Origin of the sequence: Altibacter sp. HG106 (assembly GCF_028561755.1) — a bacterium.
Classification (GTDB): Bacteria; Bacteroidota; Bacteroidia; order Flavobacteriales; family Flavobacteriaceae; genus DFVG01.
In genome coordinates this window covers 544,091-559,892 of the sequence record NZ_JAQQTD010000001.1, presented here as the reverse complement: position 1 = coordinate 559,892, position 15,802 = coordinate 544,091, and the positions used below count along the sequence as shown (strand labels likewise).

The following is a 15,802-nucleotide window of genomic DNA, read 5'->3' as shown; positions in this document are numbered from 1 at the left end:
AAACCGAAATAACTGCAACACTTCTTATGAGATACACACTCTTCATCGCCTTGGTATGTGTAATTGGTATGGGCTGCGGAAGCTACTCGCAACCTTCTCAAAGCACCTACAAAACCCATCGCGTACAGCAAGGGGAAACTATTTACAGTATCGCCAAAGAATACGGTCTTTCTGAAAATGCCATTTATCGCCTAAATCCAGATGCGCGCGAAGGGATCAGCGCAAACAGTGTTTTGATCTTACCAAGTACGGCAGAAAAAATAACAACCGAAGAAGGACGCTCGTTCAAAACGCATCGCGTGCAGCGAAAAGAAACACTGTTTAGCATAGCGCAAGAATACAATACCACCGTTGACGAAATCAAAAAGTATAACAAACACTTATACGCGGCGCAACTTAAAAAAGGAGAAAAACTCCAAATTCCTGTCGGTACCAAACCTACGGTGGTGACCGATGATAATTCCAATGCCTCAAATTCGGAAACTTCTGGGCCGGTTCACGTGGTACAGCCGAAAGAGACCTCTTTTGGCATCGCTAGAAAATATGGATTAACACTCGCCGAATTACGGGCATTAAATCCTGAACTTCCGGAGAACCTCCCTATTGGATATACGCTAACCGTAAAGGAAGAAGCGGTGGTGACTTCAGCAGTGATTGAAGAGAACGAGTTTGATTTTTACGAAGTACAACCTAAAGAGGGATTCTATCGTTTGAAGGTGAAGTTAGGGCTTTCAGAAGAAGAAATCGTCGCCTTGAATCCTTACGCGAAAAACGGTCTCAAAGAGGGGATGATCTTAAAAATTCCGAAGGAGAACAGCACCGAGACCGGTGAGGCATTGGGAACCATAGATTTAGAGCGTTCTATCACCAATCGCGATACCAAGCGCCTGGCGGTAATGCTTCCTTTTATGTTGAATCGTGTTACCTCCGATTCCACATCGCAACGGGAATCGATATTAAAACAACAACGCACAGTTCGTGTAGCCCTTGATTTTTACAGTGGCGTGTTGATGGCAGCCGAATTTGCCAAGGATCAGGGAATCTCCGTAAATCTTCAAGTGTTTGATACCGAAGCTAGCGAACAGCGCGTGCGCTCGATTATTGGTGCCAATAACTTACAAAATACCCAAGCCGTTATTGGTCCGTTACTTCAAAAAAACGTAGAACGTGCTGCAGCCGACCTAAAACGAGATAATGTTCCGGTTTTTTCTCCGCTGAGTAATCGAAACATCGACCTTAGTTCGAATTTGTTTCAAACGCTGCCTACAGATGACATGCTCAAGGAAGCCATGCTTGATTACCTCGAGCGAAATACTGCCGACAAAAACGTGTTACTCATCACAGACAAACGTCATCAGGCGAGCAAGACCGCGGTACTAGAAATAATTCCACAGGTCAAATCCATCATGCCACGAGAAAAAGGGTTTCTATATCAAACCGATATCGCTGGAAAACTAGATACCACTGGGAAAGAGAACTGGGTGATCTTAGAATCCTCAGACCCGGTCCTAGTGAGTAATGTTGTTGGATTGTTAAACGGTATGCCCGAAACCTATCGCTTGCGATTGTTCACCCTAGATAAGGGGGACGTATACGATTATGACGATATCAGTAACATGCACCTGGCCAATTTAAGCTTTACTTTTCCCTCCATTAGCAAGCATTATCAACTGGACGAAAAAGAACCATTCTTGGTGAGCTATAAGAATAAATACGGCGTAATGCCCAATAGGTTTGCCGTGCGCGGGTTCGATATTACCTATGATATTTTACTGCGCTTGGCTTCCACCGATGACGATATGTATGACGCGGTAAAGAGTGATTACGAAACCGAGTACATTGGGAATAAGTTTCGATATAATAAAAAATTCTTCTCCGGCTACCAGAATCAGGCCTTGTACATTATTCGGTACAACAAAAATCTAGATTTGGAGGTGGTAGAATGAGTACCTCTAAAGTAACCTATCTCGGCGAACTGCGAACCGAATGTGAACATCTAAGGTCTGGCAATAAATACATTACCGACGCGCCTATAGATAATCAAGGAAAAGGGGAAGCTTTTTCACCCACCGATACGGTAGCGACCGGTCTGGCCAATTGCATGCTAACCGTTATGGGCATCAAAGCACGCGATATGGAGGTTTCTCTTTCCGGAAGTACCGCCACCGTCACCAAATCGATGGCTTCAAACCCACGACGTATTTCGAAAATTGAAGTAGTGCTGCAGCTTCCGAAAGAAACTTCAGAAAAGCATCGAACACTTCTAGAGCGTACCGCCAACACCTGCCCGGTACACTATAGTCTTCATCCTGATATCGAAAAAGTTATCGTCTTTCACTGGAATCAATAAAATATAGTACTTTTGTCGCCGTTTAGTACTTAACTCCCTAATAGATCGACTAGTTAATGAAGTTTTTGCTCCCCGCGCTTCTTTTATTTTTTTCGTTTCCAAATGATACCGAGGTAGAGCGCGTACCTTGGAGTGAAGCTAATACCCTAACCTGGGATGATTTTCAAGGAGTGCCTGAATCACTGGGTACCTATGTGGCCAGTACCAATAGCGGCATTTCTTTTTCCTATTCGTTTGTTATGTCGGAGGGTGTACTGGAGGTGGATTACACCGTCCGGTCTAACTTCTACCCACAACTCTCCTGGTATATTCCGGAACGCGTTAATGACTATATTCTGAAACACGAGCAAACTCATTTTGATATTTCTGAATTATTTGCGAGAAAACTTCGGAAGCGGTTGTCGGAAGCCACCTTTACCGGTAATCCCAAAGCTCAAATTGAAGCGATCTACAAAGGCATTGAAGCAGAACGCCGTGAGATGCAGGAGCAATTTGACGAAGAAAGTGATCACTCGAAGATCGTTGAAGGAGAAGAGAAATGGGAGTATTTTATTAGAGAGGAGTTGCGTCGTTATGGACGTTGGAAATAATTTCGATCCGAAGCATCTGGTGGTCCTTGCCACGTACAAAATGCCCTTCGGAAAATATAAAGATCAATACCTGCTAGATATTCCGGAAGCGTACTATGTTTGGTTTCAGAAAAAAGGCTGGCCAGAAGGAAAGCTCGGGCGACTCATGCACGAAGTCTTTGAAATTAAGATCAATGGCCTAGAGCCGATGCTAAGAAAACTGCGACCTTGATAAACTTCCGAAGCACTACCAAATTTTAAAATCAAAAGGCATTCCTTCCGCAATAAATCCATACCTTTGCATCCCGTATAGGTAACAACAAGCTACACATTCATGAGCACTACAAAGTACATCTTCGTTACGGGCGGGGTTTCATCATCTTTAGGAAAGGGTATTATCGCGGCATCACTGGCTAAATTACTGCAAGCCAGAGGATATCGTGTTACGATCCAAAAACTCGATCCTTATATCAATGTAGATCCCGGGACATTAAACCCCTACGAACATGGCGAGTGCTATGTGACCGACGACGGTGCCGAAACCGATCTGGACTTAGGTCATTACGAACGTTTTTTGAATGTTGCTACCTCTCAGGCCAACAATGTCACCACCGGTCGGATTTACCAAAGTGTCATCGAAAAGGAACGTCGCGGAGAGTTTCTCGGAAAAACAGTTCAAGTCATACCGCACATCACCAACGAAATTAAGGAACGTATTCAGATTCTCGGCAATAGTGGAGAATACGACATCGTGATCACCGAGATTGGTGGAACGGTAGGGGACATTGAGTCGCTTCCGTATATCGAATCGGTTCGCCAACTTCGCTGGGAATTAGGCGATGATAATGCGCTGGTCATTCACTTAACCCTAGTGCCGTATCTTTCCGCCGCAGGCGAACTTAAGACAAAACCGACACAGCATTCCGTAAAAACCCTTATGGAAAGCGGGATCAAGGCCGATGTCCTGGTGTGCCGTACCGAACACGAACTTTCAGACGATCTTAAAAATAAATTAGCGCTTTTCTGTAATGTTCAGAAAGAAGCGGTCATCCAATCTATAGACGCGTCAACCATCTATGATGTACCTAATTTGATGCTGGAGGAAGGCTTAGATCGCGTCACCTTAAAAAAATTAAACCTACCGGAAAAATCCGAACCCAACCTCGAGCGATGGAATGCCTTTTTAAAGCGTCATAAGAATCCGAAGGGGGAAGTGCGCATCGGGCTCATAGGTAAATACGTTGAACTTCAAGACAGTTACAAGTCGATTTTAGAAGCGCTCACCCATGCGGGAGCCGAGAATGAAGTCAACGTGGAAGTAGTCTCCATTCATTCCGAATATATCGATGCCAAGAATATCGCCTTCGAACTCGAGAACCTGGATGGTATATTAGTAGCTCCGGGCTTCGGAGAACGGGGCATCGAAGGAAAGATCGAAGCGGTTAAGTACGCTAGAGAACATCAGATTCCCTATTTCGGAATTTGTCTTGGTATGCAAATGGCCGTCATAGAATACGCCAGAAACGTATTGAAGTTAGCAGGGGCCAATTCTACTGAAATGGAGCCAAACACTCCGCATCCAGTAATCGACCTGATGGAATCGCAAAAAGAGATTACCGATAAAGGCGGCACCATGCGTTTGGGAGCATGGGATTGTCAATTGACGGGCGGAAAGGTAAAGGCGATCTACGACAAAGACCAAATTGCCGAGCGCCACCGTCACCGCTACGAATACAATAATAAATACCGCGCCGACTTGGAAAGGGCGGGTATGAAAGCCACCGGGATCAACCCAGAAACCGATCTTGTAGAAATTATTGAATTAGAAAATCATCCGTGGTTTGTAGGAGTGCAATACCACCCGGAATACAAAAGTACCGTAGCAAACCCACATCCATTGTTTGTGGCCTTCGTCAAGGCGGCACATGAACATAAAAAGTAATACGACAATTTGACCGACCTTTCGAGGTCGGCTAGGTTGTTGACAGAACACAATTAGAAATTATAGCTTTCCTACAATCAGGATCTCAATATGGAAGAACGAAAATTTGACAAGAATTCACTTATAGGCTTTTTGCTCATCGGCGGTATTTTACTGTGGATGCTTTACATCAATCAGCCGGAAGAAACCGCAGTAGATCCCGATACTACCGAGCAAGTATCGGATACCGCAACCACGGAGGATGCTACGACATCAGCAGTGGATGAGAGCGTAGAACCGGAGGTTACGTCTAATGCAGTGACCCAGGGAGACTCCACAGCGGTACAGGAGTTGCAAAATAGATTAGGATCGTTTGCCTATTCCGGAACGCTCCCTTCTGCCAAGGATGCCACCACAACGCTAGAAAACGATGTGCTTCGATTAGAAATCAGTAATCAGGGAGGCTATGTGGTAGAGGCCATGATGAAGGAGCATACCACCTATGCAGGCGAACCGGTGTATCTTATCAAAGACGGGAATAATGAGTTCAATTTGCAGTTTTCTGCGGAAAACCGACTCCTCAATTCAAAGGATCTCTATTTTGAGCCTTCCCTAACCCAAAACGGAGCCAATCAAGTGCTTTCCATGAAGTTGAAAACGTCGGCGAATGCCTATTTGGAATACCGATACGAAATTAAGCCCGGCGAGTACATGCTCGATTTCAATATTCGTTCTCAAGGATTGGAAGGCGTTGTCGACACCTCTCAGCCGATCTATTTGGATTGGAAACTGAAGGGATATCGCCACGCAAAAAGCATTACATACGAAAACCGGTACACCCGACTTACCTACGAATATGAGGATGAGGATTTTTCAAAATTATCGCCTTCAGGGGAAGACGATGAAGTAGAAAAAGATGTGAATTGGATGAATTTCCGACAGCATTTCTTCAGTTCGATGCTACTTACCGATACCGAATTTCCAGAAGTAGCCTTTTCTTCCGAAGACCTGGTTAAAGATGAGGAAGTTGATACCGTATACACCAAAAAATACGGCGCCAAAATGCTGCTCGAGCCTCAGGCCGGAGGGCTGTCGTATAACATGAACATGTACTACGGTCCTACTGATTACCAAATCTTTAAGGGCTATGATCGAAATTTGGATGAAGCCATGCCGCTGGGCTGGGGTATCTTCGGAATGATCAACAAATATCTGATCATTCCTGTCTTTGGGGTGCTGAGTAATTGGTTCCCCGCGGGTATTGCTATCATCGTCCTTACCATCTTGTTTAAATTATTACTTTCTCCAGTACAGTACAAGCAGTATGTCTCGCAAGCGAAGATGAAGGTATTAAAACCTGAAATGGATGAGATACGAAAGAAATATGAGGGGAACCAAATGAAGATTCAGCAGGAAACCATGAAACTGCAAAGCGCCACCGGTGCGAGTCCGTTGAAGGGTTGTTTGCCTGCCTTGCTTCAAATCCCGGTGTTCTACGCCTTGTTCACCTTCTTCCCCACGGCCTTCGATTTACGTCAGAAAAGCTTCCTTTGGGCAGAAGATTTATCGAGTTATGATACTATTGCAGAGCTTCCGTTCCATATTCCGTTCTACGGAGACCACGTGAGCTTATTCCCGATTTTAGCGTCTATTGCGATATTTGTTTACATGATGATGAGTACCGGGCAGAGCATGCAGGCACAGCAACAACCGGGAATGCCGAACATGAAATTCCTGATGTATCTGTCGCCGCTTTTCATGTTGGTATTTTTTAACAATTATGCTTCGGGATTATCGCTTTACTATCTAACGTCGAACCTTATTACCATCGGAATTATGTTGGTGATCAAAAATGTGATTATCGACGAAGATAAAATTCACGCCAGAATTCAGGAGAATAAAAAGAAACCTCGTAAACAAAATCGTTTCCAACGAAAAATGGCAGAAATGATGGAACAAGCCGAGGCTCAGAAGAAAGCCCAGAAAAAGTAAGTAGGTTTTCTGTAAAATAGAATACCGCTTTTATCGTTAGTGTGATACAAAACCCAACTGCGATGTTACGAACGTTTATTCTCATACTAGTTGTTTTAGGAATGGTTCCCGGCCACGCCCAAGAGGACATCAATCAGGTGGACGATCAGGGAAGACGTCACGGGGTTTGGAAAAAGTATTTCGACAATTCCAAACAACTGCGGTATGAAGGTACTTTTGAACACGGTAGCGAGGTAGGAACGTTCAAATTCTATTGCGAGACCTGTAAAGAGCAACCCATGGTGGTGAAAGAATTCACGGGTAAAGACAACCTTGCTAAAGTGACCTACTTTACGGAAAATGGGAAAAAGGTGAGTGAAGGAACAATGAGCGGAAAGTTACGTACCGGTGAATGGGTCTTCTATCACAAGGCGTCGGAGGCCATTATGAGCAAAGAACACTACCGCGAAGGGACGCTACATGGCAGAAAAATCACCTATTACCCCAACGGTCAGGTGACCGAAGAACTTTCCTACGAAATGGGAAGTCGAGAAGGAGAGAATTTATATTATTCTCCGGAAGGAGTTCTACTCAAAAAGCTCCTCTATTTTCAGGATGAATTGCACGGTCCTGCCACCTATTACGACGCCAATGGAAATGTTGTAATTGATGGACACTACAAAGAGGGCAAGAAACACGGACTCTGGAAATACTACAAAAACGGGGAGATTGAACTGGAAGAACGCTACCCGAAACCTACCAAGGGGTAACCCCAGAAGGCGTCATGCTTTGTTTTGAATTATCGTACCTTTGCACTTTAAAAATCATGCGATGAAACGGGTTATTGTCGGACTTAGTGGCGGGGTAGATTCTAGTGTGGCTGCCTATCTTCTCAAAAAGCAGGGATACGAAGTTATTGGCCTCTTTATGAAGAATTGGCACGATGATTCTGTTACCATATCCGACGAATGTCCGTGGCTGGAAGATAGCAATGACGCTATGATCGTAGCTGAAAAACTGGGTATTCCCTTTCAAACAGTAGATCTTAGCGAGCAATACAAAGAGCGTATTGTAGACTACATGTTTCGCGAATATGAAATGGGGCGTACGCCCAACCCAGATGTGCTTTGCAACCGCGAAATAAAATTCGATGTTTTTCTGAAAATCGCCATGGACCTCGGAGCCGATTTCGTAGCTACAGGTCATTATTGTCGGAAGGAAGTTTTTACTAAAGACGACGAAACCATTTACCGTTTGCTTGCCGGAAAAGATCCGAACAAGGATCAATCTTATTTTTTATGTCAATTATCCCAGGAACAGTTATCGAAAACACTGTTTCCGGTAGGAGAATTACTGAAACCTGAGGTGCGTGCAATCGCTTCAGAGCAAGGACTCGTAACAGCAGAGAAGCGGGATTCGCAAGGATTGTGTTTCATCGGAAAAGTACGACTTCCAGAATTTCTTCAGCAAAAATTACGTCCGAAAGAGGGCGCTATTGTGGAAGTTCCTTCGGGCTATAAAGCGTATGAAAAACAACTGCCCGAACAGGTAACTTCCGAAGAGGCTCTCGAAAAATTTTCTGAAAAATACCAGTATCGACCGGAAGACGGGGCCGTAGTAGGAACCCATCAGGGCGCTCACTATTTTACCAAAGGACAACGCAAGGGACTCGCAGTGGGGGGCACCAAAGAACCCTTGTTCGTTATCGATACCGATGTGGAAGCGAATATTATTTATACGGGACAGGGCAAAGATCATCCCGGACTGTATAGACGTGGTTTGTTTGTGACCAATGAAGAAGTGCATTGGGTTCGTGAAGACCTCAAACTTCGAGAGGGGGAGCAAATGAGCCTTAAAGCGCGTATCCGATATCGTCAACCCTTACAAAATGCTACGCTGCATCAAACGCATTCCGGACTTTATGTTATCTTTGAAAGAGATCAATCTGCCATCACCGAAGGACAATTTGTAGTCTGGTATCAAGACGATGAATTGTTAGGAAGTGGCGTAATTTCTTAACGTAAACGCTATGAAATTCCTTTCCTTTTTACTACTAATACTGTGTTGTTGCCTACCTGCCCAAAGTCAAACTCAAGATGCCTGGGTGTTTTTTGGAGATAAAGAAGATGTGGCTACATCGATCGCAAATCCCCTGACAATTCTAACCCAGGAAGCCATAGACCGAAAAGACCTTCATGGTGTTCCTATTGACGAACGAGATGTGCCGGTGAATGAAGACTATATCGCTCAAGTGAAGGCAGCCAACGGGATTGCCGTTTTGGCGAAATCGAAATGGATGAACTGTGTCTATGTGCAGGGAACCCAAGCGAATATTGAAGACCTTTTGAATTTATCTTTTGTGACGGAGGTAGAATATGCCGATAAGGACTTAAATTTTATGCCCGGTCCAAGAAATCCTTCGGAAAAGTTTGAAGAGGAACACCCTTCCCGAATCGTTTATGATTACGGAGCGGCGACCAATCAAATTACCATGCTCAATGGGGATTTTCTGCATGAACAAGACCTAACCGGCGACGGAATGATTGTGGCTGTTTTGGATAGCGGATTTCCAAACATTGCGTCAATTCCCGCTTTTTCTGAAGTTGTTTCTGAAGGTCGGTTGTTGGGTACCTATGATTTCGTCGGAAGGCAAACGGATGTAACAGGAACAGGGTCTCACGGGACCAGAACCTTCAGCGATATTGGTGGGTTGTTGGACGGACAATTTGTTGGAACTGCGCCTGAAGCCTCCTTTTACTTGTTCAGAACCGAATTCTCCCCTACCGAAGTTCCCGTTGAAGAGGCCTATTGGGTCGAAGCTCTTGAACGTGCAGATAGTCTGGGTGTGGACGTGGTGAATACTTCTTTAGGATATCAGGATTATGACAACGCTAATTACGATCATTCCTACGAAGATCTCGATGGGCAAACCACCTTTGCTGCGAGAGGCGCAAACCACGCCTTCGATAAAGGAATGTTATTGGTCACCTCTGCTGGAAATGACGGCAACGGTTTTGGAACGGTCGCAACACCTGCCGATGCTCCAGGCGTTCTTTCGGTAGGAGCCGTAGATGCATCCGGTAATTATGCAAGTTTCAGCTCCAGAGGTCCCACCGTTGACGGACGCGTAAAACCCGATATTATGGCGCAAGGCGTCGATGCGGCGGTCATTACCTCTTCTGGAAATGTAAGTTTTAGCAATGGAACCTCTTTCAGTTCTCCGATCAGCGCCGGTGCAATCACCTGTCTGTGGCAATTTAGACCCGAAACGACCAATGCAGAATTGATGCAGATCATTCGTGAATCGGCTAGCCTGTTCGAAAATCCAACCGATGAGATGGGGTATGGAATTCCTAATTTTGAAGAGGCGTATGGGGTGCTGCAAAACTTATCGATTGAAGCCCAGCAACTGGATGCCAATTTCGCGCTATACCCAAATCCTGTGCATAACCAATTGATGATATCGTTTCCTGCTGCGGAAGATACTGCGCTCATCACCATGACGAGTCTTACCGGGCAAATACTGTTACAACAAAAGGTAGTAATCGCAGACCCCGCTATTTCGGTAGCACATTTTTCTCCGGGCGTGTACATACTCACCATTCAAGCTTCTCAAAAGAGCAACACCTTTAAAATTATCAAACAATAATGCCTAACAGAATTACGGAACTTTTTTCGATACAATACCCGTTGATTCAAGCGGGAATGATTTGGAATAGTGGTTGGCGCCTTGCCAGTGCGGTGAGCAATGCAGGGGGACTAGGATTGTTGGGTGCCGGAAGCATGTACCCGGAGGTGTTGCGAGAACATATTCAAAAGTGTCAGAAGGCTACCGATAAGCCTTTTGGAGTCAATGTGCCCATGTTGTATCCCGACATCGAGAAGATCATGGAGATCATCGTGGAAGAAGACGTGAAGATTGTATTTACTTCCGCAGGAAATCCAAAGACATACACCAAAAATCTCAAACAACACGGCATCACAGTTGTTCACGTTGTGAGCAGTGTAAAATTCGCGCTCAAAGCGCAAGAGGCCGGAGTAGATGCGGTAGTTGCCGAAGGTTTTGAAGCAGGAGGCCACAATGGGAGAGAGGAAACCACCACCTTTACTCTTATTCCGATGGTCAGAGAAAAAATAAGTATTCCCCTAATAGCAGCTGGCGGAATCGCCACGGGGCGTGGGATGTTCGCGGCTATGGTGCTTGGTGCCGATGCGGTTCAGGTGGGGAGTCGGTTTGTAGCTTCGGAAGAAGCTTCTTCACATCGCGCGTTTAAAGATCAGGTGGTCGCCGCAAAAGAAGGTGATACACAGCTTACCTTGAAAGAACTGGCTCCAGTCCGTTTATTGAAGAATAAGTTCTTTGAAGATGTTATGGACCTCTACACCAAACAACCCACGAAAGAGGAGCTACAGAAATTGCTCGGCCGAGCACGCGCCAAACGTGGCATGTTTGAGGGAGATTTAGAGGAAGGCGAATTAGAGATTGGGCAAATTGCGGGGTTGATCCACGATATTCTTCCGGCCGCAAGCATCGTTCAAAACATGATCGCAGAATTTAATGAGACTAAAAATGATCTACCTACCGTTTAGCAGAAGTTTTTTCTGCCTTTTAGGAAGTCTCTTATCCTTAGATTAACATTTCTCGTTAATTCGCTGTTAAACAAGGCTATATCGAAAACCATTGTCATTCCTATCCCGTAGTTTATATAAACAATTATCAAAAAATTATAAACTATGAAAAAGATTACACTACTACTTGCTATGGTCTTTGGCCTTTTTGCAAGTCAGATTTCAAATGCTCAAGTTGTGACAAGCGGTGCCGATGACGGCTCAGATGGAACACTTCGAGTAGAAATAGCAGACACCCCCGCAGGAGGAGAAATTACATTCTCTGCTGCGGTATTAACGGTTGCGCTGAATAACGAACTTACCATTGATAAGGAATTGACCATTACTGGCTCACCCGTAATCAATACTATTATTGATGCCGATGGAAATGGTCGTGCGTTTAATATTACGGCCGGACCTGTAACGTTCACTAACTTGGATATCATTAACGGTGATGCTGAAGATGGCGGCGGAATTTTTGTTGCCGGTGCCGATCTCACCATAGACGACTGCGGAATAAGCAATAATATAGCCAGTGGTGCTTCAGGTTCCGGAGGCGGAATTTTTGTGGATGCTGGAGCCACTCTGACGGCTACCGACACCGAAATATCCGGCAATCAGGCGAATCGAGCTGGTGGAGGAATCGAAGACAATTCTGGAGCCGGAGTAGCAATTACGCTGGACAATGTAAACCTAGACAATAATAATGCAGGGGTTGCACCTGCAACCGCAAGCCCTGGAAACGGAGGCGGACTCCATATTACCGGTGCAGGAGACGCAATGATCATTGGAGGAACCGTAAATGACAACGTCGCCGCTGCCGAAGGCGGCGGACTCTGGAATGGGTCGGGAATGATGACCATTGACGCTACAGAAATTGACGCAAACACTGCGAGCGGTGATGATGCCGATCAAGGTGGTGGTGGCGTCTATAATTTAAGCGGAATAATTGAAATTGTTAATGGTGCAGTTATTTCTAATAACAATGCTGATGGAGCCTCAGGCTCTGGAGGAGGTATTTTAAATGATGCCGGCGGAATGCTCACCATTAATGATGCTTCGATTACTGGCAATACCTCAAATCGCGCCGGTGGAGGAATTGAAGACGTTTCAGGTGCGGTGACTACTATCATTATAAACGGAGCAACGCTTTCTAACAATGAAACTTTTACAAGTCCTGGTAATGGAGGCGGACTTCATATCACAGGAGATGGAAATGCCAATATCCTTAATGCTACTGTTACCGATAATATAGCAGGTAGCGAAGGAGGTGGATTGTGGAACAGCTTGGGAACTATGACGGTAGATAATACCTTAATTGACGGTAATAGTGCCACAGGAGCCAACGCCGATAACGGTGGTGGTGGTATTTTCAATAATGGAGGAACCCTCGTTGTTCAGAATAATACCATCCTGTCCAACAATCTAGCTACAGGAACTTCTGGTTCAGGAGGCGGGCTCTTAAGTGTAGATGGCGCGGTAACGATCAATGAAAGTGTTTTTGATACCAATAGTGCAAATCGTGCCGGAGGTGCCATCGAACTAATTGACGGAACGCTAGATATCGATCTTTCAGAATTAACTGCAAATGATGTAAATGGAACCGCCGGAACGGCAAACCCAGGTAACGGTGGTGCATTTCACGTTACCGGAGAAAGCAGTGTGATTACTATCGACAGAAGTGATATTAATGCGAATCTAGCCGCCAATGAGGGGGGAGCACTATGGAATCAGCTAGGAACACAACTTATTGTTTCTAGAACCACTTTTGAAAATAATTCGGCTGCCGGAACCGGAGGAGGAGCGCTTTACAACAACGGAGGTTCGTATATCATAATTACGTCTACCTTATCAAATAATAGTGCTACTGCAGGTGCCGGAGGTGCTATTCATAACGACTTTGGTACCTTCGACCTTGAAAGAAGTACCTTGTCTGGAAATACGGCAGCTACAGACGGAGGAGGAATCTTCAATAACGATACTTTTGCTGTCAATGCACTTACCATTGCCTTAAACACCGCAACGGATAATGGAGGAGGTATTTTTAGTGTTACAAACACTGCCCTAAAAAATACAATCGTTTCTGGAAATACCGCGGCAAGTGGCCTTGATGTGGATGGAAACTTTAGTTCTACCGGATTTAATATTATCGGAACTGATGATACTAACGCATTCCCCGAAGAAGCTACAGACCAAGAAGAAGTCACACCGCTCTTAGGTCCGCTTCAAGATAACGGTGGCGATACTTTCACGCATGCTTTACAAACCGGAAGTGTGGGAATTGATGAAGGTGATCCAGCCGATGTATTCAAAGATCAACGTGACTTTTCACTCGTAGGAACCAGAGATATTGGTGCTTTCGAATTAGATGGTGTCTTTGGTGTTAACGACGTAGTAACCATTCAGAATAGCATTATTTATCCAAATCCTGCGCGATCTAACTTAACGGTTGAATTGCCCAATGATGTGCTAGGACCGAAAAAGATGACCATAGTTTCCATTACCGGACAAACGGTAAAAGAACGAGAGCTTACGTCAGGCATCAATGAGTTTAGCTTGTACGGTCTAACAAGCGGAATGTATATAGTTCGCGTTGAAACAGAAGGACTAATTACTTCTCACAAATTAGTGGTAGAGTAGTAGCCCCTTACCTATAGAGGATAGAAGCCACCCTCGGGTGGCTTTTTTATGCTGAATCGGGTTTCCAGTCCAAGCCGTTAATTTGCTTGAACAATTTCCAGGATTTGAATTTCAAAATGGTGGTAGCACAAAGCAGCCCTGAAATCATAGCGCCGGCCACCCCTACAAGCGTAACGTCCTGACCGGCAAGACGAAGTCCCTTTATTTTGGTTTCTGAACGCAAAAAAGGTAGGGTAAACCGCTCAGGGGTGTGAGCGAGTCCGTATATTTCTCCTTCTTGATAATTAGTGAAATGTTTGGTGGAAAGAGGCGTTGAAACTTCCGTGACAACCACATGGGGCTTGATCTGCGGAAACAATTCAAATAATCGATTCAGCATGCCCTCTTTAAATACTTCTTTCATGTTTTCGTAAGCATCTTCCCGATTACGCCATGGCTGATCTTCATACGCCTTAAACCAATCATAATGCGCGACAGATATAGCTTGAATGGTAGCTGTATTCGGGTGGGTGTCCTCCCAAAGCGGATCTTTTGCAGAGGGAAAAGAGATGTAAGCAAACTGTTTCGCAGCGTTTTCAGGGGTTGCCTCATTGATAATGGCATCGGTATCGGTGTGGGCATACCACCAAATATTATGTTTGGGAAGTTGTAGCGCTTCGCTGCTAGCATCTAGACCAACGTATAAACAAAAATGAGCTGTTGCGCGTTCTAACGTATTGGTAGGTATCTTGTATTTTTGAGAATACGCTTCGGGTAGTAGCTTCTGAAACGTATTCAAAACCCCTACATTGCTAATGACACTGTTGCAAGGAATAAAGGAATTGTCAACGCGAACCCCTTGCACCCGATTTTTTTTCACGACTATCTCCTGCACATTCGCTTTAATATAAACGCTTCCCCCGTGATTATTGATGGTGTCGATGGTGCGTTGCCATAATTGTTCGGCTCCGCCTTTAGGATAGTATCCGCCATTCATAAAATGACCAATCACCAAGGCATGCGCCGCAAAGCTGCTTCGCTTCGGGGTAAGGCCATAATTGCCACATTGTGCACAAAGTACTGCTATGAGTGTTGGGTTATCGGTAATAGAACGGAGCACTTCATAGGTGGTCTCTTGGGAATATTTTTGAAATCGTTTCCGAAAAAAATAGCCCAAGGTGTATTGTAGTATTGGCTTGAAGGTTTTTTCCAAAAAGAAGGGGGCTCCGCGTTTGTTGGAAGCGTTGATAAGTTCTATGTAGGCATCTATGGCTTCAGATTCCTTCGGAAAGTAATGCTTCATTTGCGTACGAAACGCCTCCTCGCCCTTCCGAAATTCATACCTTTTACCCGCGATAATGGCAACATCATAAACTTCTCCCATCGATTCCCACTCCAGCGCGCCATCGGTAATAAAATCAAATAGCCCCTTGAGTGAATCTTCTTCTCCAACATTGCCCACATAATGCACTCCTACATCCCATTGAAATCCTTTTTTTCGTTTGAAAACGTGGGTGAAGCCTCCCGGTACGTAGTGTCGTTCTAAGACCATAACTTTTTTCCCACCTTTCGCCAACCACGCTGCTGTGGTAAGTCCGCCAATCCCCGATCCGATGATAATGTGATCAGGGCGTTGGGCGCTAAGATCGGAAGTGAAAGCCGCGTAATTCTTTTTTCGCATGTAGGGTATAATTGAAAAGCGTGTGATCCCTCGAGAAGTCTCAAAAATAGGATTTTTGAAGGAATTGTCGCGGCAGACGTTTA

Annotated in this window: 12 protein-coding genes; 11 read left to right on the top strand and 1 reads right to left on the bottom strand. The window is 45.0% G+C overall.

The window, feature by feature from the left end:
• Positions 1 to 26 precede the first annotated feature (26 nt).
• The 11 genes from PO830_RS02615 (at position 27) to PO830_RS02565 (ending at position 14,059) form a co-directional block, all read left to right on the top strand.
• Positions 27 to 1,946: a PBP1 and LysM peptidoglycan-binding domain-containing protein gene (locus PO830_RS02615; protein ID WP_272851977.1), complete on the top strand. Its 1,920-nt coding sequence runs from the start codon at positions 27 to 29 to the stop codon at positions 1,944 to 1,946.
• The gene (locus PO830_RS02610; RefSeq protein WP_272851976.1) at positions 1,943 to 2,350 is read left to right on the top strand and encodes an OsmC family protein; all 408 of its coding nucleotides are present in this window, start codon (positions 1,943 to 1,945) and stop codon (positions 2,348 to 2,350) included. The genes PO830_RS02615 and PO830_RS02610 overlap by 4 nt, the downstream gene beginning before the upstream one ends.
• Before the next feature lie 56 nt (positions 2,351 to 2,406).
• Entirely contained in the window at positions 2,407 to 2,940 is a 534-nt protein-coding gene (locus PO830_RS02605; protein WP_272851975.1) for a DUF922 domain-containing protein, read from the top strand.
• Positions 2,924 to 3,151 (top strand): DUF3820 family protein, encoded by a 228-nt coding sequence (locus PO830_RS02600; RefSeq protein WP_272851974.1) that lies wholly within the window; start codon positions 2,924 to 2,926, stop codon positions 3,149 to 3,151. The genes PO830_RS02605 and PO830_RS02600 overlap by 17 nt, the downstream gene beginning before the upstream one ends.
• A 102-nt stretch (positions 3,152 to 3,253) precedes the next feature.
• On the top strand, positions 3,254 to 4,861 hold the full coding sequence (locus tag PO830_RS02595) for a CTP synthase (protein WP_272851973.1): 1,608 nt from the start codon (positions 3,254 to 3,256) through the stop codon (positions 4,859 to 4,861).
• A gap of 90 nt (positions 4,862 to 4,951) precedes the next feature.
• On the top strand, positions 4,952 to 6,832 hold the full coding sequence (gene yidC, locus PO830_RS02590) for a membrane protein insertase YidC (RefSeq protein ID WP_272851972.1): 1,881 nt from the start codon (positions 4,952 to 4,954) through the stop codon (positions 6,830 to 6,832).
• 62 nt (positions 6,833 to 6,894) lie between these two features.
• Complete coding sequence (locus PO830_RS02585) at positions 6,895 to 7,581, top strand: toxin-antitoxin system YwqK family antitoxin (protein ID WP_272851971.1); 687 nt, start codon at positions 6,895 to 6,897, stop codon at positions 7,579 to 7,581.
• 61 nt (positions 7,582 to 7,642) lie between these two features.
• Complete coding sequence (mnmA, locus tag PO830_RS02580) at positions 7,643 to 8,830, top strand: tRNA 2-thiouridine(34) synthase MnmA (protein ID WP_272851970.1); 1,188 nt, start codon at positions 7,643 to 7,645, stop codon at positions 8,828 to 8,830.
• 10 nt (positions 8,831 to 8,840) lie between these two features.
• Positions 8,841 to 10,460, top strand: coding sequence for a S8 family serine peptidase (locus PO830_RS02575; protein WP_272851969.1), 1,620 nt, complete (start codon positions 8,841 to 8,843; stop codon positions 10,458 to 10,460).
• Complete coding sequence (locus PO830_RS02570; RefSeq protein WP_272851968.1) at positions 10,460 to 11,401, top strand: NAD(P)H-dependent flavin oxidoreductase; 942 nt, start codon at positions 10,460 to 10,462, stop codon at positions 11,399 to 11,401. The genes PO830_RS02575 and PO830_RS02570 overlap by 1 nt, the downstream gene beginning before the upstream one ends.
• A gap of 144 nt (positions 11,402 to 11,545) precedes the next feature.
• The gene (locus PO830_RS02565) at positions 11,546 to 14,059 is read left to right on the top strand and encodes a choice-of-anchor Q domain-containing protein (protein WP_272851967.1); all 2,514 of its coding nucleotides are present in this window, start codon (positions 11,546 to 11,548) and stop codon (positions 14,057 to 14,059) included.
• Positions 14,060 to 14,105: 46 nt separating this feature from the next.
• On the opposite strand, the gene PO830_RS02560 is transcribed toward PO830_RS02565, so the two are convergent.
• Positions 14,106 to 15,719 (bottom strand): phytoene desaturase family protein, encoded by a 1,614-nt coding sequence (locus PO830_RS02560; RefSeq protein WP_272851966.1) that lies wholly within the window; start codon positions 15,717 to 15,719, stop codon positions 14,106 to 14,108.
• Positions 15,720 to 15,802: the final 83 nt, after the last annotated feature.

Bases quoted from the DNA above. Each gene is read 5' to 3' on its own strand.
- mnmA (WP_272851970.1), top strand. From the start codon at position 7,643: ATGAAACGGGTTATTGTCGGACTTAGTGGCGGGGTAGATTCTAGTGTG.
- PO830_RS02610 (WP_272851976.1), top strand. From the start codon at position 1,943: ATGAGTACCTCTAAAGTAACCTATCTCGGCGAACTGCGAACCGAATGT.
- PO830_RS02570 (WP_272851968.1), top strand. From the start codon at position 10,460: ATGCCTAACAGAATTACGGAACTTTTTTCGATACAATACCCGTTGATT.
- PO830_RS02600 (WP_272851974.1), top strand. From the start codon at position 2,924: ATGGACGTTGGAAATAATTTCGATCCGAAGCATCTGGTGGTCCTTGCC.
- PO830_RS02615 (WP_272851977.1), top strand. From the start codon at position 27: ATGAGATACACACTCTTCATCGCCTTGGTATGTGTAATTGGTATGGGC.
- yidC (WP_272851972.1), top strand. From the start codon at position 4,952: ATGGAAGAACGAAAATTTGACAAGAATTCACTTATAGGCTTTTTGCTC.
- PO830_RS02565 (WP_272851967.1), top strand. From the start codon at position 11,546: ATGAAAAAGATTACACTACTACTTGCTATGGTCTTTGGCCTTTTTGCA.
- PO830_RS02585 (WP_272851971.1), top strand. From the start codon at position 6,895: ATGTTACGAACGTTTATTCTCATACTAGTTGTTTTAGGAATGGTTCCC.
- PO830_RS02575 (WP_272851969.1), top strand. From the start codon at position 8,841: ATGAAATTCCTTTCCTTTTTACTACTAATACTGTGTTGTTGCCTACCT.
- PO830_RS02595 (WP_272851973.1), top strand. From the start codon at position 3,254: ATGAGCACTACAAAGTACATCTTCGTTACGGGCGGGGTTTCATCATCT.
- PO830_RS02560 (WP_272851966.1), bottom strand. From the start codon at position 15,719: ATGCGAAAAAAGAATTACGCGGCTTTCACTTCCGATCTTAGCGCCCAA.
- PO830_RS02605 (WP_272851975.1), top strand. From the start codon at position 2,407: ATGAAGTTTTTGCTCCCCGCGCTTCTTTTATTTTTTTCGTTTCCAAAT.